Genomic DNA, 21940 nt, shown 5'->3' on the forward strand with positions numbered 1-21940 from the left:
CGTCGTGTCTTGGTGGGGCTGGTCTTGTTGCGGGTTGTTGTGGTGGTCCGGGGGTTCTGCTGGGGGGGGGGCGGCCCTGCCGGGGGTGTCCTCAAGCGCCGGACGGGCTGGGTTTGGGGGCCCGGGGTGGGGTGGCTTGGTGGTCCGGGCGCTTTGGGCGCCCGGACGGATGGGTTACTCCAGGCCGATGGCGAAGGCGGCTTCGAGGTCGTGGTGGGAGTAGGTGCGGAAGGCGATGTGGGTGGTGGTGGCTTCCACGCCGGGGACCTTGTTGAGGCGGCCCGGGATGACGTCGGCCAGGTCGTCGTGGGCGCGGACGCGCACCATGGCGATCAGGTCGAACTCACCGGTCACCGAGTAGACCTCGCTCACGCCCTCGATCGCGGCGATCGCCGCCGCGATTTCCGGGGTCTGGTCCACACGCGTCTTGACCTGCACGATCGCGGTGATCACGGGTAGTCCTCCGGCTCTCGACGACAAGATGCCCGAGCTTAGTCGGCGTGCGACCCACGCGGGCAGCCGCGGCGGGAGGAAGAACGGGTGCGGTCGACACGCCCGGGTGTCACCCGATCGGAGTGGTTTGCCCCGGCCAAGCCCTGGGCGCCGGCGGTCGGCCCAGCGCGAGCAGGTCGGCCAACTCGTGCCGTCCGCTCTCGTGCATCCGGCCGATGAACGCGCGCAGGACGTGTGCGGTCGCCCTGGCATCGGCCAACGCTCGGTGGGTCGGATCGGTGGGTGCCTCGAAGTACCGCGCGAGTGTGCCCAGGCGCATGTTCGGCACCGTCCCCGGCGGCAGCAGCGCGCGGGCCAGCGCGAGCGTGTCCACCACCTGGAGATCGGGCCACGGCCGATCGCACGCGAGGCCGGCCGCACGCAGAAACCCCACGTCGAAGGGGGCGTTGTGGGCGACCAGGATGGCGTCCTCGGTGAAGCGGGTGAACGCCGGCAGCACCAGGTGCAGCGGCGGCGCGTCGGCCACCAGGTCGTCGGATATCCCGGTCAGGTCGGTGATGAACTCCGGGATCGGGACGCCCGGCGCGACCAGGGTCGCGAACTCGCCCAACCGGTCCGATCCGCGCACGCGGACCGCGGCGATCTCGGTGATCCGCGCCTCCTGCGGATCCAGGCCGGTCGTCTCCAGATCCACGATCGTGAACACCTGTCGTTCCACCTCGTCACGAATCGCTCGGGATCCGTGCATGGTTCGCAACTCGTGGCCCGGGGCGATACTGTCCGGCGGGCGGGAACGCCGCGGCTGGTCGGCCGCCGGCAAGCCCTGATTCGCCGAACCTCGTGACCGGCAATCCCGGTGCGCGGTGCTGCTCATGTACCGGACGGTACGTTTCCGGCCCGACACGGCCGCGCCCAGGTACCTCTCGCCGCCCGGCATCATGGGTGTACGCGGACCGCTCGCGATCCGGCAAAGGCTCGCAAACGCGAACAGGAAGGGAACACGCATGTCGATCCAGGCCCCCACCGAGGACACCCGGTGGCGTTGCTCGCTCTGCGGCAACCTGACCCGGTTCGACGTGACGCGGACCACCAAGGCGGTCGAGTTCACCCACCTCGACCTCGCGGGCGTCGCCCGGGTCGAGGAGCGCGAGATCCTTTCCGACGAGATCGAGTCGGTGCGGTGCCGCTGGTGCAACGCGACCGATTCCGTCGAGCTGGTGGCGCGACCCGACGCGAGCTGAGCGTCGAGACCGTGCGGCGACAATGGGACTGTGCATCGTTTCGGCATCGGGGCGGCCCGGCGTGGCCGTCCCCGGTCCGGAACGCGCCATGATCAAGGCGTCGGCGTCCCGGCAACGGTGACGCGGGGAGGGGCCCCAAGGGAACGGGAAGGACCGGAGGAGCAGTGAGCGGACCGGATACCCGCGCGGACGAGGTCACGCCTGCGCACGCCGCCGAGGCCGCCGAGGCCGCCGAGGCGGTGCCGGCTGCCGAGCCCGACCTCGACCCGCAGTCCCGGACCGAGGCGGGGACCGACCCGCCTGGCGCCCCTGTCGAGCCCGAGGGGTCCGTCGATCACGCGGGCGATTTGGAGTCGGACGGCCCCACCGATCCCGCGGCCCACGCGCACCCGGCCGGACCGAGGGGTGCCGAGGCCGAGGGCGCTACCGTCACCGCGACCGCGACCGCGACCGCGACCGCGACCGCGGCCGGGCCCGAGGCCGCCGCGGCCGACTCCGCGACCGAGTCGATGCCCGAACCCGAGTGCCGGGCCGAGCCCGAGTCCCAGGCCGCGGAACCCATGGCCGCCGTAGCGCCGGAAGCCGAGCCGGAGCCGGAGGCCGCTTCCCGCGGCGCCGAGCCCGGTGCCGCGGCCGACCCGGAGCGGGACGACTCGCAGCCCGCCGAGCCCGAGGTGCTGTCCGGGCCGTTGCCGGAGGCGGTTCGGGTGCGGGTGATCTCGGTGGCCGCCGACGCGCTCGGCACGATGACCGCGGACGAGGTGCCCGGCCCGCTGCGCCGGTTCGCCCGCTTCACCCACCAGCGCCGGGCCAAGTTCGCCGCGACGCCGCTGGCCGCCGCACTGGAGAACGACCCGGTGTTCCGGCAGCGCATAGCGGAGCGCTTCCGCAAGGGCCTGCCGGAGATCTCCGAGGCGCTCGAGGCCGGCAAGGTTCCCGCCGCGGCCGACCCGCTCGACGTGGCCGCCGCCGCGTACCTGCTGCGCCCGCGCGGCTGGGTCCGGCTGATCGAGACCGCCGGCGACGCGGCCAAGGAGGCCGCCGCCGACCGTGCCGAGGCCGAGGCCGCCGAGACGTTGTCCCGCCTGGAGAACGAGGTCGGCGTACTGCGCGCGGCCTCCAAGACCGAGCACGAACGGCTGCGCGCGGAGTTGGAGACGGCCCGCAAGGAGGCCGACCACCTGCGCCGCCAGGTGCGCGGTCTACAGGGCAGCGCCAAGCACGAGGAGAAGGAGGCCCGTCGGGCCCGCTCCGAGCTGGACGCGGTGCGGGTCGAGGCGCAGGCCGCGATCGCCGCCGCGGAGAAGGAGGCCCGCCGGCTGCGCGGTCGGGTCGCCGAGGTCGAATCGGCCCTGGAGGCCAGCCGCCGGGCCGCCCGTGAGGGGCGCAGCATGGAGGACACCCGGGTCCGGCTGCTCCTGGACACCGTCCTGGAGGCCGCCCAGGGGTTGCGCCGCGAACTCGCGCTGCCGCCGGTGGGCATCCGGCCCGCCGACATGGTGGACGCGGTGGTGCCGGGCGCGTCCGGGATAAAGGACATCGCCCAACGGGCGTTGGAGGGCGACGACCCGGCCCTGCTCGACCAACTGCTCGCGCTGCCCCAGGCGCACCTGGTGATCGACGGCTACAACGTGACCAAGACCGGCTATCCCACGCTCGCGCTGAACAAGCAGCGTGACCGGTTGGTCGGCGGTTTGACCGGGCTTGCCGCGCAGACCGGCTGCGAGGTGACCTGCGTGTTCGACGGCGCGCAACTGGACGCGCCGGTGCTGCTGGCTCCCGCGCGCGGGGTGCGGGTGATGTTCAGCAAGCCGGGCGAGACGGCCGACGAGCTGATCCGCCGGCTGGTCCGGGCCGAGCCGCCGGGCCGCCCGGTCGTGGTGGTCTCCACCGACCGCGAGGTGGCCGAGGGCGTGCGCAAGGCCGGCGCTCGACCGGTGCCCTCGACCATGCTGTTGCGCCGGCTCACCCGGGGCTGATCCCGGGCGCACGGGTATATGGGCGCACGGGCACGCTTCGCACCGTGTGTCGGTGCCGCTCCCTACCGTTGACGAGGAAAGTCGACGAAAGGGGAGAAGCCACATGCGCATCGCCTGTCGTACGCACCGAGGCCGTGGGCGCGCCGGCGCCGGCTGCGCGATTCCGGCCTCGATCGGGCCGGCCCTGATCAGCGCTCGATCCATGGACTCCGACATATCACCCGAATTATCGGACGCCTCTCCGTATGCCGACTCCGGGCAGTACGGCGAGCGCGCCGATCACCTCGACTACGCCGAGTTGGACGAGGAAACCCTGACCGCGCTGCGGCTGTTCGCAGCCGAGGGCATGCTGGCCGCGGTAGGTGCACAACTGCGCGAAAGCGGCGAAATGATGAGCGCTCGTTGATCGCACGATTGCAAAAGATGACCTTTTTCAACTGAATTGACGGTGCAAGATATGAAATTCGCGGATTGATTTGAAGCAACCGTGTTTGGGTCACTAGGGTCACCGGTCGAGCGCCCGCGCACTCGACCGTCCGACCCGGACGGCGGGTAGCCGGGCCCGGAGAAGGAGCCCGCCGCCGTGGCGTCCCATCGCAGGCCGAAGAGGGCCGGCAGTACCCGGGCCATCGTGCTGACCGCCGCCGTCGTCACGGCGGTGGCGTTCGTGCCGAACGTCTCGCACGCCGACCCGGCGCCGACCGCGGAGCAGGTGCGGCAGCAGGTGGGCGAGCTGTACCGGCAGGCCGAGGCGACCACCGAGGAGTACAACGGTGTCGCCGAGCGGCAGGCCCGACTGCGCGAGCGGGTGGTCCGTGCCCAGGGGCGGATCGCCGACACGCAGAGCGAGCTGTTGGCTCTGCAGGGCGACATGGGCGCGATGGCCGCGGCTCAGTACCGCGCCGGTGGCATCGACCCCACCCTCGCGCTGCTGATGTCGGAGAATCCGGACGAATACCTGTCCCGCGCCATCACCCTGGACCGGCTGGCCGGCCGGCAGCGGGACGCGGTGGCGCGTGTGCGGTCGACCCGGCGCACGCTGGAGCAGGAGCGCCGCGAGGCCACCGATACGCTCGCCGCCCTGGAGGCCGGGCGTGCGGACCTCGTGGCGGCGAAGGCCGCGGTCGAGACCAGGTTGGCGCGCGCCCGGGAACTGCTGAACACGCTGGACGCGGCGGACCGCGCGGCGTTCCTGGCCGGGGACGGGCCCGCCGAGGCCGGTACCGACCCGAACCGCGCCGCGCGCGACGACACCCGGTCGCCGGTGACCGGCCTCGAAGCGGCGCCCCCGTCGATCGGCGGCCGGGCGGCGATCGCCGTGGCCGCCGCGACGACGGCGCTGGGCAAGCCGTACGTCTGGGGCGCCACCGGACCCGACTCGTTCGACTGCTCCGGTCTGACCGGCTGGGCGTGGCGGCGGGCGGGCGTGGCGCTCCCGCGCACCGCACAGGGGCAGGCCGGCGCGGGCCGGGCGATCCCGCTCGCCGAGATCCGACCGGGTGACCTGGTCTTCTACTACGGCGGAGCCACCCACGTGGGCATCTACGTCGGCGCCGGACGGATCATCCACGCGCCCAAGCCGGGAGCCGGCGTGCGCTACGCGCCGCTGCGGTCGATGCCGGTCGCCAAGGTCGTCCGGCCCTCCTGACCCGCCCAGCCTCCTCGTCGGCACCGGTTCGGGCCGGGCCCGGTCCGGTTCGGGCCGGCCGTTCGTCGTGCCCACGTTACGATCGACCACGTGGATGACCCGAATCGGGCCGCGCGCCGGATCCGCAGCCTGCTGCCCGTCCTGGTCGTGTTGTGCGCACTCGCCCAGCTCGGGGCCGTCCTCGGGGTCACCCGGTTCATCTCGGACACGGTGACCGACGCGCCGTCGCGACCACGCGCCGGTGTCTCCGCCGGTCCCGGCCGGCCCTCGGCGGACGGCGGCGAGCAACACGCCAACGCGCGGCGGATAGCGGTCGGCGCACTCCTGGACCGGCGCTCGACCGCGTTCCTCTCCCGCGACCGCGAGGCGTTCAACGCCACCCTGGACCCGCAGGACGCCGCGTTCCGACAATCCCAGACCGGCGTCTTCGACAACATCGCCGAGGTGCCGTTCGCCGGGTGGGAGTACGAGATCGTCACCCCCGACGCGTTCGAACTCTCCGCCGCGCGCAAGAGCGCACTCGGCGCACCCACCTTCACCGCACAGGTCGACCTGCTCTACCGGATCACCGGACACGATGTGACCCCGGTACGGGTGCCGCAATACCTGACCTTCGTGCTGCGCTCGGGCACGTGGTACCTCGCGGGCGACACCGACGGCACCGCAGCCGGGATGCGCGCCCCCACCCAGGTGTGGGACCTGGGCCCGATCACCGTCGTCCAGGGCACGCACAGCACGGTGCTCGGCATCGGCGCCCGGGCCGCGCTGCGCGAGTTCGCCGACACCGCGGACAAGGCGGTACCCCGGGTCAGCGCGGTCTGGGGGGAGTCCTGGCCCGGACGGACGGTCGTCGTGGTGCCAGGTACCCAGGCGCAGATGGCCCGGCTGCTCGGCGCCGAACCGAGCAAATATCTCAAGATCGCGGCGGTGACCACCGGTGAACGCGGTGCGGCCTCGGATGCGGCCGCCGCCGACCGGGTGATCGTCAACCCGGATGCCTTCCGCGAACTGGGCGACCTGGAACGCCGGGTGGTGTTGGCGCACGAGATCACCCACGTGGCGAGCCGGGCGTTCACCCGGGCCTGGACGCCGACCTGGCTGTCCGAGGGCTTCGCGGACTACATCGGCTACCTCGATTCGGCGCAGACGATGCGCACGGCCGCCCCCGAGCTGCGTCGGGACGTGAAGGCGGGCAAGATGCCCACGCAGCTGCCGGCCGACCCGAGCTTCGAGACCACGCAGGAAGACCTGCCCCAGGCGTACGAGATGGGCTGGCTGGCGTGCAAACTGATCGCCGAGCGGTGGGGTCAGGCCAAGCTGGTCGAGCTGTACCGTACGGTCGGCGCCGAACGGCCGCCCGGCGTGAACGCGCCGGACTCGGCCTCGGCGCTCGCGTCGGCGATGGTGTCCGTCCTGGGCACCAGCCCCGACGCGTTCACCAATATCTGGCTCGACTACCTGCGGACGCAGGCCGGATGACGGGGGCACGGCGGGCATGTCGGTCCAGCGGTTGTTGCTGATCTGTCTGGTGTGCACGGGCGTGGTGCTGCTGGTGGCGGTCGTGGTGACCACGCCGTGGCGGCCGCTGCCCGAGCCGCCCGGCGGCTTCACCCACCCGGATGCGGCCCGGGACTTCACCGCCGCCGAGATCGCCCGGGGCCGCTCGCTGGCCCGGGCCGCCCGGCCGCCCGCGTACCTGTCCATGGCGCTCTCGCTGGTGCTCTCGCTCGTACTCGGGCTCACGCCTGTCGGCGCGCGCATCATCGAGGCGGTTGCTCGGCCCGTGGGCGGCGGGTGGGTGTGGCGGATCCTGCTCGGCGGCCTGGTACTGGCCCTGATCGGCCGGCTGGCGACGCTGCCGTTCGCGGCGCGCTTGGAGGTGGTCCGGCGACGGTACGGGCTGTCGGTGCAGTCGTGGGGGAGCTGGTGGCTGGACCTGGCCAAGAGCTTCGCGATGTCCACCGGGCTGCTGCTGCTGGTCGTGCTCGGGCTGTACGCGCTGATCCGCGCGCTGCCTCGGGCCGGCTGGCTGCTCGCGGCGGGCGCCGGCGCGCTGCTCGTCATGGCGATCTCGTTCCTGTACCCGCTGCTGGTGGAACCGGCCTTCAACAAGTTCCACTCGATGCCGGACGGGCCGCTGCGCACGTCGCTGATGCAGTTGGCCGAGCGGGACGGGGTGCCGGTACGGGACGTGCTGGTGGCGGACGCGTCCCGGCGGACCACGGCGCTCAACGCGTATGTGTCCGGGTTCGGCTCGACCCGGCGGATCGTGGTCTACGACACGACGGTGCGGGACGCGGATCCGCGCGAGGTGGAGCTGATCGCCGCGCACGAGTTGGGGCACGCCAAGCGCAACGACGTGCTGCACGGGACGCTGATCGGCGCGGCGGCGCTCGCGGCCGGCGTGTGCGTGCTGGGCCTGCTGATGACGTGCGCGCCGCTGCTGCGTCGGGCGGGCGCGGACGGTGCGGGCGACCCGCGCTCACTGGCGCTGCTGCTCGCGGTCGTCGCGGTGATCGGCACGGTGGCCGGTCCCGGCGAGATGTTGATCAGCCGCCGCCTGGAGGCCCGCGCCGACGTGCACGCGCTCGACCTGACCCGGGACCCGGACGCGTTCATCCGGATGCAGCACAGTCTGGCGGTGGCCAACCGCTCCAACGTCACCCCGAACCCGATCCTGCAATTCCTGTTCGCATCCCACCCGTCCGCTCCCGAGCGCATCGCGCTCGCGCGGGACTGGGAGAAGCTGCACGGGAAGAGGTAGCTCGGGGCGGGGCAACCGGGAGCTGCGCACGGGCGCCCGGGCCACCGTCCGCCAGGGCCGGACGCGGACAACGGTCACGACCGGTTGTCTGCGACGGCCCGGGGCGCCTCCCGGCGCGCTCCGGGCCGATGTCGTTGTCGCGGCCGTTACCGCGGCGGGCGCATCCAGACTGCGGGGTCCGGGACGAACCGGATGCGGAGGACGCCGTCCCGTAGGCCCGCGCCCTCGATCACGCAGCGGCGCAGCGCAGACGGGAGTTTGAACAGGCGGCGGTTCGGGCCGACCGTGATCACGAGTTCGTCGCCGCGGCGCAGCAGGTCCAGGTCGTCGCGATCGGTGCCCGGCAGTTGCAGCAGCAGCGACAGCCGCTCGCCGTCGCGTTCGATCAGGTGCTCGTCGTCGGTCGTGCCGCCCGGGCCGACCGGGGAGAAGTGGGCCGCCACGTCCGCGAGTTCGGCTGCGCCCAGTGGCTCGGCGGCCAGCGTCGGGATCTGTGCCAACGGCACCCGCGGGAACAGCGCGCACAGCGCGTCCACCGTCTCCCGCGCCACCTCGGCCCGGGACCGCACCGCCGGATCGGGCGAGTCGGCGGCGCCCACCCCGTTCACGATCACGTCCTCGATCCGGTGCCCGTACAGCGCGAGCGCCGACGCGGCCCGCCGCGCCGCCGCCAGCGCGACCGTGCCGGGCCGGACCACCACCCGTACCGTCGTCGTCGGTGCGGCCACCAGCGACCGCAACACCTCCAACTCGCCGGTCACCCGCCGAGCCGTGTCGTAGACCCAGTCCTCGGGCATCGGCACCCCCGCGACCGCGGCCAGCACCGGCCGCAGCGCCCGGGCCGCCTGACGCTCGACCGGCAACAGCCGGTCCAGGTAACGCGCCAACCCCTCCGGCAGCGCCAGCGCCGGCACCGCACGCTCGACGGCGGGCAGGTCGACCACGATCAACTCGTAGCGCCGCGCGTTCACCGCCCGCGCGAGCGCCCGCAGCGCCAGCACATCGCCGGCGCCGGGCAGCACGGTGATCTCCTCGGGATCCAGCGGATCCACCCCGATCACCGCGAGCGCCGCGCCCAACTGGCCCTGGACCAGCAAAAATTCGCGTTCGAACTCGGCCCGCGCGGCGACCCGCTGCACGGTCAGGTCCGGCAGCGCGTCGAACGGATCCGCGCCCACCGGCACGTCCAGGACCGTGTCCACATCCCGCGTGCCGTCGGCCGCGAGGAGCAGCGTGCGTCGGCCGGCCCGTGCCGAGGCCACCGCCGTCGCCGCCGCGACGGTCGTACGTCCGGCTCCCGGGAGGCCGGTGACCAACAGGACTCGCGTCACCGCCGGATCAGCTCTCGACGCGCTTCTTGAGCCCGGTCAGGGCCCGGTCGATGATGACCTTCTCCGCCTTGCGCTTGAGCATGCCCAGCATCGGGATCTTGACATCCACGGTCAGTTCGTAGGTCACGTCGGTGCCGCCGCTGATCGGGCTCAGCGCGTAGCGACCGTCGAGCGCCTTGAGCATCTGGCTGGTCACCAGGGTCCAGCGCACCTCGTGGTCGCCGTCCCACGTGTAACCGAGCACGTGCTCGTCGCTGATCACCCCGGCGTCGAGCTTGAACCGCACACGTACCGCGCGCCCGGTCGCCTCGTCGATCTCGAGGACCTCGGTCTCCTTGACTTCGCCGGTCCACTCGGGATAGCCCTCGAACCCCGCGATGACGGCCATGACCTCGGCCGGCGTGGCGTCGATCGTGATGGTCGAGCTGGTCCGTTCAGCCATCGTGAGGAGTCCTCCGGAAGCTTGCGTAGCCGTTATGGCTGTCCTGCACGGACATCACCGGATGTCCGCGTACAACCGATCCGCTCGAAGGCTATCGTGCCCGACCTGCGCGTACGTGGCACCGGCTCACCAGGTGAGGACGTACGGTTTCCCGGTGGCCTGAAAATGCCCCACGTTGACGCATTCGGTACGTCCGATCCGCATCCGCGCCCGCAGCGGCTGGTGCACGTGACCGAACAGCACCAGGGCGGGTTCGGTCTCGTGGATGGCCCGCAGCACCGCCTCGCTGCCGCGCTCGAACCGGCGGGCCACCACGTCGTAGGTCAAGTCCGGCACGGCGGGCGGGATGTGGCAGCACAACACGTCGACCCGACCGACCGCGGCGACCTTGGCCGCGTACTCCTCGTCGGAGATCTCGTACGGCGTGTGCATCGGCGTGCGCAGCCCGCCGCCGACGAAGCCGAAGGTCCGGCCGCCGATCTCGACGACCTGGCCGTCGAGCACGGTCACCCCCTCGCGCGCGTAGTCCGACCACAGGTCGGGCACGTCGACGTTGCCGTAGGTGACGTAGGTCGGTGTCGGGAAGGCCGCGAAGAGCGCGGCGTACTGCCGGCGCACCGCCTGCTCGATCGCCGCGCGGGCACCACCCGGCACGCCCGCCCACAACGACCCGGAGAACGCCCGGGCCTCGGTGAACCGGCGGGCGTTGCGCAGCGCGAGCAGCCTGCGGGTGTTCTCCACCCCGAACAGATCGGTGAAGATGCCCCGGTCGAGGTCGTGGTAGTCGAGGAAGAGCACCAGGTCGCCCAGGCACACCAGGGCGTCGGCACCGTCGCCCGCGTGGGCGAGTGCCTCGGCAGCGCCGTGGACGTCGCTCACCACGTGGACCCGCATGTCCGTCACTGTACTGACGGCCCGGAACCGAAACCGACGGCGCGTCGGGGTTGCCTCCGTCACACCCGTCCCTCACGACGAATCGATACTCTCGACACGCACCACCGAATCGGGATGGATGGGCCGTCGGTCTGCGGACGGGATCCGCGTCGATCCGGCCGTGGGCTTGTCCGTGGCGTGAGACCGGGCACAGGATCCTCGTGACCTCTGTCCCCCGGACCTACTTGCCAGTAACGTCGGCCCCCGTCAACGACTCGGCAAGACGACCGACGAGCCGCACCGACGAGACCCGCCGAAGAAACAGACCCGAGACGCAGACCGAAGTACAGACAAAGAACAGACCCGTGAGACCGGCCGGCGGGCACGACACGCCGGCGACACGGATCGACACAGACAACGGCAAACGGCAGCGCCGAACCCCGGCGCCGAGACCGCAACGAGGAGCATCAGTGCGCGAGTGCAGCGTCCCGGCCCTGGCCGAGGTTCCCGCCGAGGGCAACCTGACCGACCTCATCAAGCGCAACGCCGCAGAGGCACCGGATGCCCCGGCGCTCGCCCGCAAGGTGGGCGGACGCTGGACCGACGTGACCTCGACCCGGTTCCTGGCCGAGGTGTACGAGGTCGCCAAGGGCCTGATCGCGGCGGGCATCGAGCCCGGCGATCGGATCGGCCTGATGTCGCGCACGCGCTACGAGTGGACGCTGATCGACTTCGCCATCTGGTGTGCCGGCGCGATCTCGGTGCCGGTGTACGAGACCTCCTCGGCCGAGCAGCTCGAGTGGATCCTGTCCGACTCGGGCGCGCGTGCGGTGATCGTGGAGAACGCGGCGCACGAGGGCGCGGTCGAGCGGGCCCGTGACCGGCTGCCCGAGCTCAAGCACGTGTGGCGGATCGACGAGGGCGCCGGCGAGAGCGCGGTGGCCGCGCTCACCGCCGGCGGGCGGGACGTGGCCGACGCCGTGGTCGAGGAGCGCAGTGCGACGCTGCGCGCCGACTCGGTGGCGACCATCATCTACACCTCCGGGACCACCGGGCGGCCCAAGGGCTGCATCCTCACGCACGGCAACTTCCAGGCCGAACTGGGCAATGTGGTCGCGCTGCTGACCCAGCTGTTCATCCCGGAGAAGTCCAGCTGCCTGCTGTTCCTGCCGCTCGCGCACGTGCTCGGCCGGATCCTGGAGATCGGCTGCATCATGGCGCGCGTGCGGGTCGGGCACTGTCCGGACGTCAAGGACCTGACCAAGGAACTCGCGACCTTCCAGCCGACCTTCGTGCTCGCGGTGCCCCGCGTGTTCGAGAAGGTCTACAACGCCGCCTCGGCCAAGGCGCAGGCCGACGGCAAGGGCAGGATCTTCGACATGGCCGCCGAGACGGCGATCGCCTACAGCGAGGGCATGGACGCGGCGAGCATCAGTCTGGGCCTCAGGCTCAAGCACAAGGTGTTCGACAAGCTGGTCTACGGCAAGCTGCGCGCGGCGCTGGGCGGCCAGGCCACCCACGCGATCTCCGGGGGCGCGCCGCTGGGCACCCGGCTGGGACACTTCTTCCGCGGTATCGGCTTCACCGTCCTGGAGGGCTACGGCCTGACCGAGACCTGCGCCGCGCACACGGTCAACCCCGCGGTCGGGATCCGGATCGGCACGGTCGGTCGGCCGGTGCCCGGCTCGGCGGTGCGGATCGCCGAGGACGGCGAGATCCTGGCCAAGGGTCCGAACGTGTTCACCGGCTACTGGAAGAACGACGCGGCCACCGCCGAAGCGTTCGAGGACGGCTGGTTCCGCACCGGCGACATCGGCGTGCTGGACGACGACGGCTTCCTGACCGTGACCGGCCGCAAGAAGGAGATCCTGGTCACCGCGGGCGGCAAGAACATCGCACCGGCCGTGATCGAGGACCGCATCCGCGCCCATTCGCTGATCAGCGAATGCATGGTGGTCGGCGATCGCCGCCCGTTCGTCGGCGCACTGATCACCATCGACCCGGAGGCCTTCCCGACCTGGAAGGAGCAGCACGGCAAGCCCGCCGACGCGACGGTCGCCGACCTCGCCGAGGACCCGGACCTGCTGGCCACCGTCCAGGACGCGATCGACGAGGGCAACAAGGCCGTCTCGCGGGCCGAGGGGGTGCGCAAGTTCCGGGTGCTGACCATCAACTTCACCGAGGAGAGCGGCCACGTGACGCCGTCCCTCAAGCTCAAGCGCAACCTGGTGCTGCGGGACTTCGAGCAGGACATCGAGAAGATCTACGAGGGCTGAGCCGAAAGCCCCGCACGCGAGCCGCGTCCGCGCGGCGCCACAGGCGGGCGCTCACCACCGAGGGCGGCCGGCCCGGGAATCGCCAGGCCGGCCGCCCTCGGCGCGTTGTGCGTCAGCCTGCCCACTCCGGATCCAGCAGTCCGCGCAGCCGCCCCGACAGCAGGTCCCAGCGCCACTCCCGCTCCACCCAGCGCCGCCCCGCCGCGCCCATCCGGGCAGCCTGCGCCGGGTCGGCCAGCAGGCCCGCCACCTTGTCCGCGACGGCGGCCGGCGAGCGACCGTTCACCACGTACCCGGTCTCCCCGTCCAGGACCGCGTCCGGCGCTCCGCCCGAGTCGCCCGCCACCACCGGCCGGCCCACCGCGGACGCCTCCAGGTAGACGATGCCCAGGCCCTCCACGTCCAGCCCCTTGCGCCGGGTCCGGCACGGCATCGCGAACACGTCGCCGGCCTCGTGGTGCGCGGGCAACTCGGCCCACGGCACCGCACCGGTGAACACCACCGAATCGCGCACGCCGACCTCGTCCACCATCGCCTCCAGCCGGTCCCGGTAGGGTCCGGCGCCGACGATCAGCAGCGCCGCGTCGGGCACCCTGCGCCGGATCCTGGGCAGCGCGTGGATCAATACGTCCTGGCCCTTGCGCGGGACCAGGCGCGACACGCACACCACCACCGGCCGATCGCCCAGCCCGTGCCGAGCGCGCACCTCGACCCCGCCCACGTCCGGGCGGAACACCTTCTCGTCCACGCCGGGCGGCAGTTGCACCATCCGCGCGGCGGCGGCCGGAGTGAGTGCGGGCGCGATCTTCCCCCGGGTGTACTCGCCCAGGTAGGTGACGGTGTCCACCCCCTCGCCGATCCGCCGCAACAACCGCCGCGCCCCCGGCAGCACCGCCCAGCCCGCCTCGTGCCCGTGCGTGGTGGCCACCAGCCGCTCGACGCCGACCGCGCGCAGCCGGGGCGCCATCAGGCCCAGCGGCGCCGCCGCGCCGAACCACGCGGTGTCGCAGCCCTCGGCACGGGCGATCTCGCGGGCCCGACGTACCGCACCGGGCGTGGGCACCAGCATCGGAGTGCGGTCGCGCACCACCGGGAAGGGCTGCTCCGCGTCGAACACGGCCATCTCCGCCCGGTCCTTCCACGACGACGTGTAGACCACGACGCCGTCGGCCGGCAGCCGCAGGGCCATGGAGTGCACGAAGGACTGGATCCCACCGGGACGCGGCGGGAAGTCGTTGGTGACGATCAAGGTTTTCATCACGACCGAGGATCCCAGACCGCGACGCGCGGACCCGGCCGATCCGGCGACGCCCCGACCGCCGGTGCCCGCCTCGGTACGATCCGTCGGTGAGCCCTCCCCAGTCGCACCGCATCCGGAACCCGTTTCGGACCCCGTCGAGTGCGCTGTGGACCATCGTGCTCGTCTGGGCGGCGACCCGACTGCTGTTGCTGCTGATGGTCACGGAGGTGCTGCCGAATCCGTGGCCGTTCGTGATGGGCGACGCGCGGTTCATCTACCGCGAGTGGTTCGACGTGCTGCGCTCGGGGACCTTCCCGGTGGACGACGTGCGCTGGCAGTATCCGCCGGGTGCGGCGGGAGTGTTGCTGCTGCCCGGGTTGTTGCCGTTCGACTACGCGACGTCGGTCTACCTGGTGATGATCGTCGCGGACGCACTGGTGCTTTGGCTGCTGGCCCGGACCGTCCCGCGCGGCGCCTCACCGTACGGCGCGGCCCTGTGGGTGGTGGCGGTGCCGCTGCTCGGGCCGATGATCCTGGCGCGCTACGACCTCGCGGTGACCGCGCCGACGGTGGCCGCGCTGCTGTTGATCGGCGGCCGGCGTACCGACCGCAACCGGCTCGCGGGCCTGCTCACGGGTGTGGCGGCGGCGATCAAGGTGTGGCCGGTGCTGATCTTCGTCGGGCTGCGCGGGCGCGGCCGGACGGCCCGGGTGTACGGGTGGACGCTGCTCGGCGGCGCGGTCGTGGTGCTCGGTTTCGCCGCGGCGCTGCCCGGTGCCTTCGCGTTTCTGGGCTACCAGCGCGAACGCGGCATCGAGGTCGAGTCGGTGTTCGCGCTGCCCTTCCACCTCGCCACTTGGTTCGGCTGGAGCGGCCGGGCGCAGGAGAGCTACGGCTCGCTGGAGTTCCACGGCCCGTACGTTTCGGCGGTCGGCCGGCTCAGCCTGGTCGCCGGCGTGCTCGGCTTCGGCTGGCTGCTGCTGTGGCGGGTTCGGGCCCGCCGGTTCACCGGCGCGACGGCGTGCGACGCGGCGCTGTGCGCGTTGCTGATCTTCGTGGTGACCAGCCGGGTGATCAGCCCGCAATACCTGGTGTGGCTGATCGGTCTGGCGGCGGTGTGCCTGACGCGTCGCGACACCACCCAGCGTCCGGTCGCCGTGCTGCTGCTCTGCGCGATGCCGCTGACCCTGCTCGAGTTCCCGGTCTGGTTCGGCGAGTTGCTGGACTCGCAGGTCCATGCGGTGCTGGCGCTCGGGCTGCGCAACGCGCTGCTGGTGACGGCGACGGTGGTGTCGGGTCGGCGGTTGTGGCGGGCGAGTCGGGCCATGGAGGCCGCGGCCGAGGTGCCGGATCGGGCCGCGACAGCCGGTGCCGCACGGCGGCCGGCGGAGACCTCCGTATAGGGGAGCGGGTCGCTCGCGCGAGGCCCGATTTCGCGCCTGGTGGAGGTGAGTGGGTCCGCCGATGGGTGCGGTCGCGCTGCCGGCTTCGGATTGTTCGCGGGAGGTTCTGTTCGCGTTGGGCTGCGAGAGCGCGGAGAATGCGTCGGATGGATCCTGATGAGCGGGTGACGGGTAAGGGTGCGGCCGAGGACGGCGCGGGTGCGTGGGCGGACAGCACGGACGAGGTGCCCACGGCCGGCGGCGCCGAGGACCGGGCACGCACCGAGCGTGATGATGCCGAGCGGGTCGACCCCTGGGCGCGGCTGGGCGAGGAGGCCCGCAAGTTGGCCGAATCGTTGAGCGGGGCCGACAAGGGGGACGAGGCGCCCGCCGCGCGGTTGGCCGAGGAGGCGCGCAGGTTGGCCGAGACGCTCGTGGAGCAGGCCGGCGCGGTGCGCGAGCAGGTCGCGCGCAGGCATCCCGAGGTGGCCGCGCACCTGGCCGCGGCCGGGGCCGAGTTGGCGTCCGCGTACCGGGCCTTCGTGGGCGATCGGGAGCGCCGGTGGGCCGCGAAGCCGGCGGAGACCGAGCGGATTCGGCTCGACGACGAATAGCGGGGAGCGCGCGTCCCGGCGCCGCCGCCCGCCCGTGCGGTCGCTCGCGCGCGGGCATCCCCGCGGTGACCTGCGGGCGTACGGGTGGGGTGGACCCGCGGAAGGGACCAGTACGATCCGTTGCGGGCAATGCACGCGAACGAGCTTGGGACGACATGGGACTCACGATCGGTGTCGACATCGGTGGCACCAAAATCCTCGCGGGCGTGGTCGATGCCGACGGGGTGATCCTCGATCGGCTCAAGATCGCCACCCCCAAGGATGCCGATGGCACCGCGCAGGTGATCGCCGAGGCGGTCGACACCCTGCGGCAGAACCACGTCGTGGAGGCGGTCGGGCTCGGTGCGGCGGGGTTCATCGGCGCGGACCGGTCGACCGTGCTGTTCTCGGCCAACGTCGGCGCGTGGGTGGGCGAACCGCTGCGTGACCGGATGGAGGCGCTGATCGGCCTCCCCGTCGTGGTGGAGAACGACGCCAATGCCGCCGCCTGGGGCGAGGTCCGCTTCGGCGCCGCGGCGGGCCACACGAACGTGATGTGCGTGACCGTCGGCACCGGCATCGGCGGCGCGATCGTGTTCGGCGGCGAGCTGTACCGGGGCGGTGGCGGGATAGCGGGTGAGCCCGGACACATGCGGGTGGTCCCGAACGGCATCGCCTGCCCGTGCGGCAACTACGGCTGTTGGGAGCAGTACGCCAGCGGCAGCGCGCTCACCCGCTACGCCCGCGACCGTGCGGCCGGGATGCCCGAAGCGGCGGAGAAGCTGCTCGCGCTCGGCAACGGCACGCCCGCCGGCGTCCAAGGCCCGCACGTCACCCAGGCCGCGCTGCTCGGCGACCCGGTCGCGCTCGCCGCCTTCCGCGAACTGGGCACGTGGCTCGGCCAGGGCCTGGCCGACCTGTCGGCCGTGCTGGACCCCGCCGCGTTCGTGATCGGCGGCGGCGTCTCGGACGCGGGTGACCTGCTGCTGGTGCCCGCGCTGGAGACCTACCGCAGTGTGCTGCGCCGGGGCCACCGGCTCGGTGCCGAGGTCGTGGTGGCCACTTTGGGCAGCGACGCGGGACTGGTCGGCGCGGCGGACCTGGCCCGGCACTGACCGTCGCGCGGATGTCGTGCGGACAACCACCGCCCGTGCACCGGGCGGGAGTACAGCTGGTCGATCGTGGTTGGGGCCGGCCGGTCCGAACCGGGCAAGGGGGCTCCAGTGACTGTCGGTACCGGTGAGATCCGGGTCATGTCGTACAACGTGCGCTCGTTGCGCGACGATCGGGAAGCCCTCGTCCGCATCGTGCGCCACTGCGCGCCCGATCTGCTCTGCGTCCAGGAGGCGCCGCGGTTCCTGCGGTGGCGGCATGCGGTGGCCCGGTTCGCGCGCGAGTGCGGCCTGGTGGTGATCACCGGCGGGGGCACCGCCTCCGGTCCGCTGCTGCTGGGCGGCCTTCGGGTGCGGGTGCGCCGGGCGCAGGACGTGTTGTTGCCGCGTACGCCCGGGCTGCGTCAGCGCGGCATGGCGACCGCCGTGGTCGAGGTCGGCGGCGCCGAGTTCGCGGTGGCCGGCACCCAACTGGGCCTGGACGCCGCCGAGCGGTTGGTGCAGGCCGAGCTGGTGCTGCGCCGGCTGGCCGGGCTCGGCGTCGAACACCGGGTGCTGGCCGGGGACTTCAACGAATCGGCCGGGCGTCCCGGGTGGGACCGGCTGGCCGGGGAGATGCAGGACGGATTCGCGATCGCGCCCTGGGGTTCGGAGTTCACTTCGCCGCGGCGCGACCCCGGTCGCCGGGTGGACGGCGTGTTCGTGTCCAAGGGCATCGAGGTGCTCGGCTGCGGCGTGCCCGACGACGTTACGGACGCCGACTACACCGCCGCCTCCGACCACCGCCCGGTGCTGGCCACCCTGCGGGTGCCCACCACCTGACGGCGGGTCGAGCGGACCGATCCGGTCGGTCCGGGTCGCGTGAGTCGAGCGGTTCGTCCCGTCAGGGCTGGAAGCTCGCCTTGAAGCCGGCCAACAACTCCTGCGTGGCCTGGTCGTTCCAGACCGCCTCCGGGGTGTCCATGTACAGCGAGTAGCCCCGCCCGGAGGGGACCGTGAAGCCGAGGTTGAGCACATGGTGCCGGGTGCTGCTGCCGTAGGTGAAGTGCCATGCGGCGGCGGGGTAGTCGCGGTAGTCGGCCTTCTCGATGCTCAGCTTCCGGTAGTTCGGGAAACTGTCGCGCACCTGGGGTTCCAGCTCCTTCCAGTCCTCGACCGGATCGGTCGGTGAACTGGCGACGGTGTCCACGTTGAGCTTCAGCGTGCCCTCCGCGTTGGCGAAGAACTCCTGCGAATCCACGGTCTTGACCTTGGTCCACCCCGGGGGCAGACCGATCCGGTAGCCGGAGGTGCCCCCCGTGTAAGAAGTCCAGCCCGCCGGCAGGCCGTTCGAGTCGGCGGCGGGAGGTGGTTGGGTCTGCGGCGCGGTTTGCGCGGGCGGGTCGCTCGGGCCGCTCTTCGGCGGGTCCGCGCTCGGTGGCGGCTGGCTGGGTTGGCCCTGCGCCGGGGCGGTCGCGGAGGTGCTCGGCGAGGCGGAGGAAGTGGCCTGTGCGGCGGGTGAGTCGGTGTTGCCGGTGTTCTTCGCCGTGGGCTTCTTGTCGTCCTCGGGGGCGATCAGGAAGAGGATCAGGCCGATCACGACCCCGAAGACCACCAGGGCCGCGATCGCGGCGGGCAACGGCAGCCACGGGAACGTGCGTGCCGGGCGGTCCTCCCGGACCGGCTCGGCGGGTTTCCCCGGCGGCGGGGCGAGGAGCGCTGCCATCTCCGCCGCGGTCTGCGGTCTTTCGTCGGAATCCGGCTCGATGGCGCGCACGGCGGGTGCCGCCGCGGGTATGGACTCCGCCTCGGGCGCGGGCCGGGGCAGCAGCGGCACCGGCGCGATCGGCACGGCCCGGGTGGCCGCGTTCTCCTCCCGGATCTCGCGCAGCGCGTCGCGCAGCATCGCCTCGGCCTCCGCCGCGTCCGGCCGCTCCTGCGGGTCCCGGGCCAACAGAGCGCGCAGTACCGGGTCGAGCGCGCCCGCGTGCTTGGCCGGCGTCGGATCCTCGCTGACGATCGCGGTCAGCGTGGCCAGCGGTGTCGAGCGCTCGAACGGGGCCTTGCCCTCGACCGCCGCGTACAGCGTCGCGCCGAGCGACCACAGATCCGAAGCGGCCGTCGGATTCAGGCCCTTGGCCCGTTCCGGCGGGATGTACGCCGGCGCGCCGAGCACCACACCCGACTGGGTGACCGACGAGTCGCCCTCGACCACCGCGATGCCGAAGTCGCTGAGCACGGCCCGGTCGTCGAGCGTGATCAGCACGTTGCCGGGTTTGACGTCGCGGTGCAGGATGCCGGCCGCATGCGCGGTGCGCAGCGCGTCGATCATGGTCAGGCCGATCTCGGCGACCCGATCGGCGGCCATCGGGCCGTCCCCGCGAATCACCTCGGCCAGCGAGCGCGAGGGGACCAACTCCATGACGATCCACGGTCGATCGTCCTCCTCGACCACGTCGTAGACGCGGACCACCGAGGGATGGCTCAGCCGGGCGGCGGCGCGGGCCTCGCGGGCGGCGCGCTCGCGCAGCCGGGCCCGCTCGGCGTCGTCCGCCCCCGGCTGCGGCAGCATCTCCTTCACCGCGACCTCGCGGCCCAGGACCTGGTCCCGTGCCCGCCAGACCGCACCCATGCCGCCTCGCCCGAGTCGGTCGGCGAGCAGGTAGCGCCCGCCGATCAGGCGTCCCTCGTTATCCGCGTCCACGCAAGGAAGGTACCCGGACCCGGACCCGGAATGCTGGATGACGTCCCGTCAGAGTCCGCCGTGATCAAGCCGGGTGACGGCGGGTCAGACCACCGCGCCGTCGTCCGGGTCGTCCTCGTCCCGATCTCGCCGCATCCGGGCCACCAGCGCGACGAATCCGCCGGTGAACGCGGCGAACGCGGCGAACGAGGTCCACGGCCCGACCGGGCGGCCGAGCAGCACCGACACGAGCAGGTAGAGCGGACCGCCGACCAGCGCGATCCAGGCGATCTTGGTGGCCGCGTCGGTCTTGGGCAGCGGGGGCGGCGGAGGCGGTACGAAGTGTTCCTCCGGGTCCTCCTCCAACTCGTTCATCACCGGCGGTCCCGGTGGTGCGAGCGAGTAGTCGCGCGGCCCCGCGGCGGCGGGCACCGCGACCTTGAACGACCCGTCTGCCGGCGGTTCGTCGCGTTCCGGGCGCTCGCCGCCCAAGTCCTCGGCCACCGGCCAGCGCGGGATCGGGTCGGCCACGTCCTTGTCGAACGACGCGACGATCTGCGCCCACACCTCGTCGTCACCCGGTCGTTCGGCGGGCGACCGGGGTTCGGCCCGCTCCGCCCGCTCGGCGCCTTCCGCGCGCGGCGGATCCACCTGGGGGATGTCGGCGGGTCCGGCTGCCGCCTCCTTGGCTCGGGAGCGGGGGGAGGACGGCTCGGTCAGCGAGCGCAGGATCGCCCGGGCCCGCGACGTTGCCGCCGCGTCCACCCACAGACGTTCGATCTGTTCGGGCTCCTCGTCCGGATCCCGAGGCTCCAACGTCGAGACGTATGCCGCCACCCCCGCGTCCCGCAGGGCGACCAGCATCACGTCCGCCGCCTCGGGATCGAGGTCGGTCAGGGGCTTGAAGGACTCCGCGTCGAGTCCGTTGCCACGTCCGCGCACCGTTCGTTCAGTCCCTCTCGGCCGTCTCCGGGGCCCGCGCGTCCGGCGCGAGCCGGCGTACGAACTCCAGGCTGGATGCGAAGATCCGTTCCGCGTCGTGATCGAGCGTCGCCACGTGGTAGCTGTCGTTCAGCAGGACGTCGGTGACGTCCGTGGAGGAGATCTTGGCCAGCACCGTCTCGGAGTTGGCCGGTGAGACCACGTGATCGTGCGGACTGTGCAGAAGCAGCACCGGCTGGGTGACCTGTGGCAGGTCGGCGGAGACCACGCGCCAGAAGCGGGACAGCGAATAGGCCGCCTTCACCGGCGTGCGCGGGTAGGCGAGCTCGACCGAGCCCTCCAGGCGGATGTCCGACGCGATGCCGGCCACCGACGGTATGACGTGGCGCAGCACCGGCAGCAACCTGACCTTGGGGTCGTCGGCCTGCACGGACGGGTTGACCAGCACGAGGCCGGCCACCTTGTCGCCGTGCTGCTGGGCCAGCCGCAGCGCCAGTCCGCCACCCATCGACAGACCCATCACGAACACCGTGTCGCAGCGCTCGCGCAACCGGTCGAACGCGCGGTCCACGGTCGCGTACCAGTCCTGCCACGTGGTCAGGTTCATGTCCTGCCAGCAGGTGCCGTGACCGGGCAGCAGCGGCAGTGACACGGACAGACCGGCGGCGGCGAGGTATCGGGCCCACGGCCGCAACGACTGCGGCGTGCCGGTGAAGCCGTGGCACAGCAGGACGCCCACGGACCCGCCGTCGTGGTGGTGGGGCTCGGCACCGGGCAGGATCGACACCAACGGACTCCTTCGGGTGACGGGCTTGGCGGGACGAGCCGACCGGGTGGCCACCACGAAGGTGTGGTGACCGATGGACGACGGCGATACAGGTTCCATAACGGGGTCGGGAGGCGAGTGGTTCCGCCTTCTACTCCCAACACCTGGGCGCTCCGGAATCGTCCCACGGGGGTGCGCGATGCGTACAGCGGCGCGGCGCGGGTCTCGCCCGCCCC

General features: G+C 72.5%; 20 protein-coding genes. 11 read left to right on the forward strand and 9 right to left on the reverse strand.

What is annotated here, in order from left to right; translation table 11 throughout:
• Positions 1–174 precede the first annotated feature (174 nt).
• Positions 175–453 carry an Lrp/AsnC ligand binding domain-containing protein gene (locus tag ABZS54_RS14130; protein ID WP_355534562.1) on the reverse strand — a complete coding sequence of 93 codons (279 nt, stop codon included), beginning with the start codon at positions 451–453 and terminating at the stop codon, positions 175–177.
• Between the two features lie 109 nt (positions 454–562).
• Positions 563–1159: an exonuclease domain-containing protein gene (locus ABZS54_RS14135; RefSeq protein WP_355534564.1), complete on the reverse strand. Its 597-nt coding sequence runs from the start codon at positions 1157–1159 to the stop codon at positions 563–565.
• A 298-nt stretch (positions 1160–1457) separates the two neighbouring features.
• Between ABZS54_RS14135 and ABZS54_RS14140 the strand changes: the two genes are divergently transcribed.
• From ABZS54_RS14140 to ABZS54_RS14165, 6 genes are all read left to right on the forward strand, one after another.
• Positions 1458–1694 carry a hypothetical protein gene (locus ABZS54_RS14140; protein WP_355534566.1) on the forward strand — a complete coding sequence of 79 codons (237 nt, stop codon included), beginning with the start codon at positions 1458–1460 and terminating at the stop codon, positions 1692–1694.
• A 674-nt stretch (positions 1695–2368) separates the two neighbouring features.
• On the forward strand, positions 2369–3673 hold the full coding sequence (locus ABZS54_RS14145) for an NYN domain-containing protein (protein ID WP_355534661.1): 1305 nt from the start codon (positions 2369–2371) through the stop codon (positions 3671–3673).
• A 202-nt stretch (positions 3674–3875) separates the two neighbouring features.
• Positions 3876–4079 carry a hypothetical protein gene (locus tag ABZS54_RS14150; RefSeq protein WP_355534568.1) on the forward strand — a complete coding sequence of 68 codons (204 nt, stop codon included), beginning with the start codon at positions 3876–3878 and terminating at the stop codon, positions 4077–4079.
• A gap of 177 nt (positions 4080–4256) precedes the next feature.
• Positions 4257–5321, forward strand: coding sequence for an NlpC/P60 family protein (locus ABZS54_RS14155; RefSeq protein WP_355534570.1), 1065 nt, complete (start codon positions 4257–4259; stop codon positions 5319–5321).
• 90 nt (positions 5322–5411) lie between these two features.
• A complete protein-coding gene (locus ABZS54_RS14160) occupies positions 5412–6800 on the forward strand; it encodes a hypothetical protein (protein WP_355534572.1) in 1389 nt (462 codons plus the stop codon).
• 16 nt (positions 6801–6816) lie between these two features.
• A complete protein-coding gene (locus tag ABZS54_RS14165; protein WP_355534573.1) occupies positions 6817–8085 on the forward strand; it encodes a M48 family metallopeptidase in 1269 nt (422 codons plus the stop codon).
• 146 nt (positions 8086–8231) lie between these two features.
• Here ABZS54_RS14165 and ABZS54_RS14170 read toward each other — a convergent pair whose 3' ends face one another.
• The 3 genes from ABZS54_RS14170 to ABZS54_RS14180 form a co-directional block, all read right to left on the reverse strand.
• The gene (locus ABZS54_RS14170) at positions 8232–9416 is read right to left on the reverse strand and encodes an ArsA-related P-loop ATPase (protein WP_355534575.1); all 1185 of its coding nucleotides are present in this window, start codon (positions 9414–9416) and stop codon (positions 8232–8234) included.
• A gap of 7 nt (positions 9417–9423) precedes the next feature.
• Entirely contained in the window at positions 9424–9858 is a 435-nt protein-coding gene (locus ABZS54_RS14175; protein WP_355534577.1) for an SRPBCC family protein, read from the reverse strand.
• Positions 9859–9984: 126 nt separating this feature from the next.
• Positions 9985–10752 (reverse strand): metallophosphoesterase, encoded by a 768-nt coding sequence (locus ABZS54_RS14180; protein ID WP_355534579.1) that lies wholly within the window; start codon positions 10750–10752, stop codon positions 9985–9987.
• A 449-nt stretch (positions 10753–11201) separates the two neighbouring features.
• Here ABZS54_RS14180 and ABZS54_RS14185 point away from each other — a divergent pair, with 449 nt between their 5' ends.
• Entirely contained in the window at positions 11202–13007 is a 1806-nt protein-coding gene (locus ABZS54_RS14185) for an AMP-dependent synthetase/ligase (protein WP_355534581.1), read from the forward strand.
• A 112-nt stretch (positions 13008–13119) separates the two neighbouring features.
• Here the strand turns inward: ABZS54_RS14185 and ABZS54_RS14190 are convergent, their stop codons facing one another.
• Positions 13120–14265 carry a glycosyltransferase family 4 protein gene (locus ABZS54_RS14190; RefSeq protein WP_355534583.1) on the reverse strand — a complete coding sequence of 382 codons (1146 nt, stop codon included), beginning with the start codon at positions 14263–14265 and terminating at the stop codon, positions 13120–13122.
• An 89-nt stretch (positions 14266–14354) separates the two neighbouring features.
• On the opposite strand from ABZS54_RS14190, the gene ABZS54_RS14195 reads away from it, so the two are divergent.
• The 4 genes from ABZS54_RS14195 (at position 14355) to ABZS54_RS14210 (ending at position 18156) form a co-directional block, all read left to right on the forward strand.
• Complete coding sequence (locus tag ABZS54_RS14195; protein ID WP_355534584.1) at positions 14355–15650, forward strand: glycosyltransferase family 87 protein; 1296 nt, start codon at positions 14355–14357, stop codon at positions 15648–15650.
• Between the two features lie 146 nt (positions 15651–15796).
• The gene (locus ABZS54_RS14200) at positions 15797–16243 is read left to right on the forward strand and encodes a DUF5304 family protein (protein ID WP_355534585.1); all 447 of its coding nucleotides are present in this window, start codon (positions 15797–15799) and stop codon (positions 16241–16243) included.
• 155 nt (positions 16244–16398) lie between these two features.
• Complete coding sequence (locus ABZS54_RS14205; protein WP_355534587.1) at positions 16399–17337, forward strand: ROK family glucokinase; 939 nt, start codon at positions 16399–16401, stop codon at positions 17335–17337.
• Between the two features lie 108 nt (positions 17338–17445).
• Positions 17446–18156: an endonuclease/exonuclease/phosphatase family protein gene (locus ABZS54_RS14210; RefSeq protein WP_355534589.1), complete on the forward strand. Its 711-nt coding sequence runs from the start codon at positions 17446–17448 to the stop codon at positions 18154–18156.
• A 61-nt stretch (positions 18157–18217) separates the two neighbouring features.
• Here ABZS54_RS14210 and ABZS54_RS14215 read toward each other — a convergent pair whose 3' ends face one another.
• The 3 genes from ABZS54_RS14215 to ABZS54_RS14225 form a co-directional block, all read right to left on the reverse strand.
• Complete coding sequence (locus tag ABZS54_RS14215; protein WP_355534591.1) at positions 18218–20017, reverse strand: protein kinase; 1800 nt, start codon at positions 20015–20017, stop codon at positions 18218–18220.
• 84 nt (positions 20018–20101) lie between these two features.
• A complete protein-coding gene (locus tag ABZS54_RS14220; protein WP_355534593.1) occupies positions 20102–20938 on the reverse strand; it encodes a hypothetical protein in 837 nt (278 codons plus the stop codon).
• Positions 20939–20945: 7 nt separating this feature from the next.
• On the reverse strand, positions 20946–21725 hold the full coding sequence (locus ABZS54_RS14225; protein ID WP_355534595.1) for an alpha/beta fold hydrolase: 780 nt from the start codon (positions 21723–21725) through the stop codon (positions 20946–20948).
• Positions 21726–21940 lie beyond the last annotated feature (215 nt).

The organism is Embleya sp. NPDC005575, assembly GCF_040605455.1.
In the GTDB taxonomy this organism is placed as follows: Bacteria; Actinomycetota; Actinomycetes; order Streptomycetales; family Streptomycetaceae; genus Embleya.

Excerpts from the sequence above, each read along its gene's own strand:
- ABZS54_RS14140 (WP_355534566.1), top strand. The coding sequence starts at position 1,458 with ATGTCGATCCAGGCCCCCACCGAGGACACCCGGTGGCGTTGCTCGCTC.
- ABZS54_RS14150 (WP_355534568.1), top strand. The coding sequence starts at position 3,876 with ATGGACTCCGACATATCACCCGAATTATCGGACGCCTCTCCGTATGCC.
- ABZS54_RS14165 (WP_355534573.1), top strand. The coding sequence starts at position 6,817 with ATGTCGGTCCAGCGGTTGTTGCTGATCTGTCTGGTGTGCACGGGCGTG.
- ABZS54_RS14175 (WP_355534577.1), bottom strand. The coding sequence starts at position 9,858 with ATGGCTGAACGGACCAGCTCGACCATCACGATCGACGCCACGCCGGCC.
- ABZS54_RS14180 (WP_355534579.1), bottom strand. The coding sequence starts at position 10,752 with ATGCGGGTCCACGTGGTGAGCGACGTCCACGGCGCTGCCGAGGCACTC.
- ABZS54_RS14190 (WP_355534583.1), bottom strand. The coding sequence starts at position 14,265 with ATGAAAACCTTGATCGTCACCAACGACTTCCCGCCGCGTCCCGGTGGG.
- ABZS54_RS14200 (WP_355534585.1), top strand. The coding sequence starts at position 15,797 with ATGGATCCTGATGAGCGGGTGACGGGTAAGGGTGCGGCCGAGGACGGC.
- ABZS54_RS14205 (WP_355534587.1), top strand. The coding sequence starts at position 16,399 with ATGGGACTCACGATCGGTGTCGACATCGGTGGCACCAAAATCCTCGCG.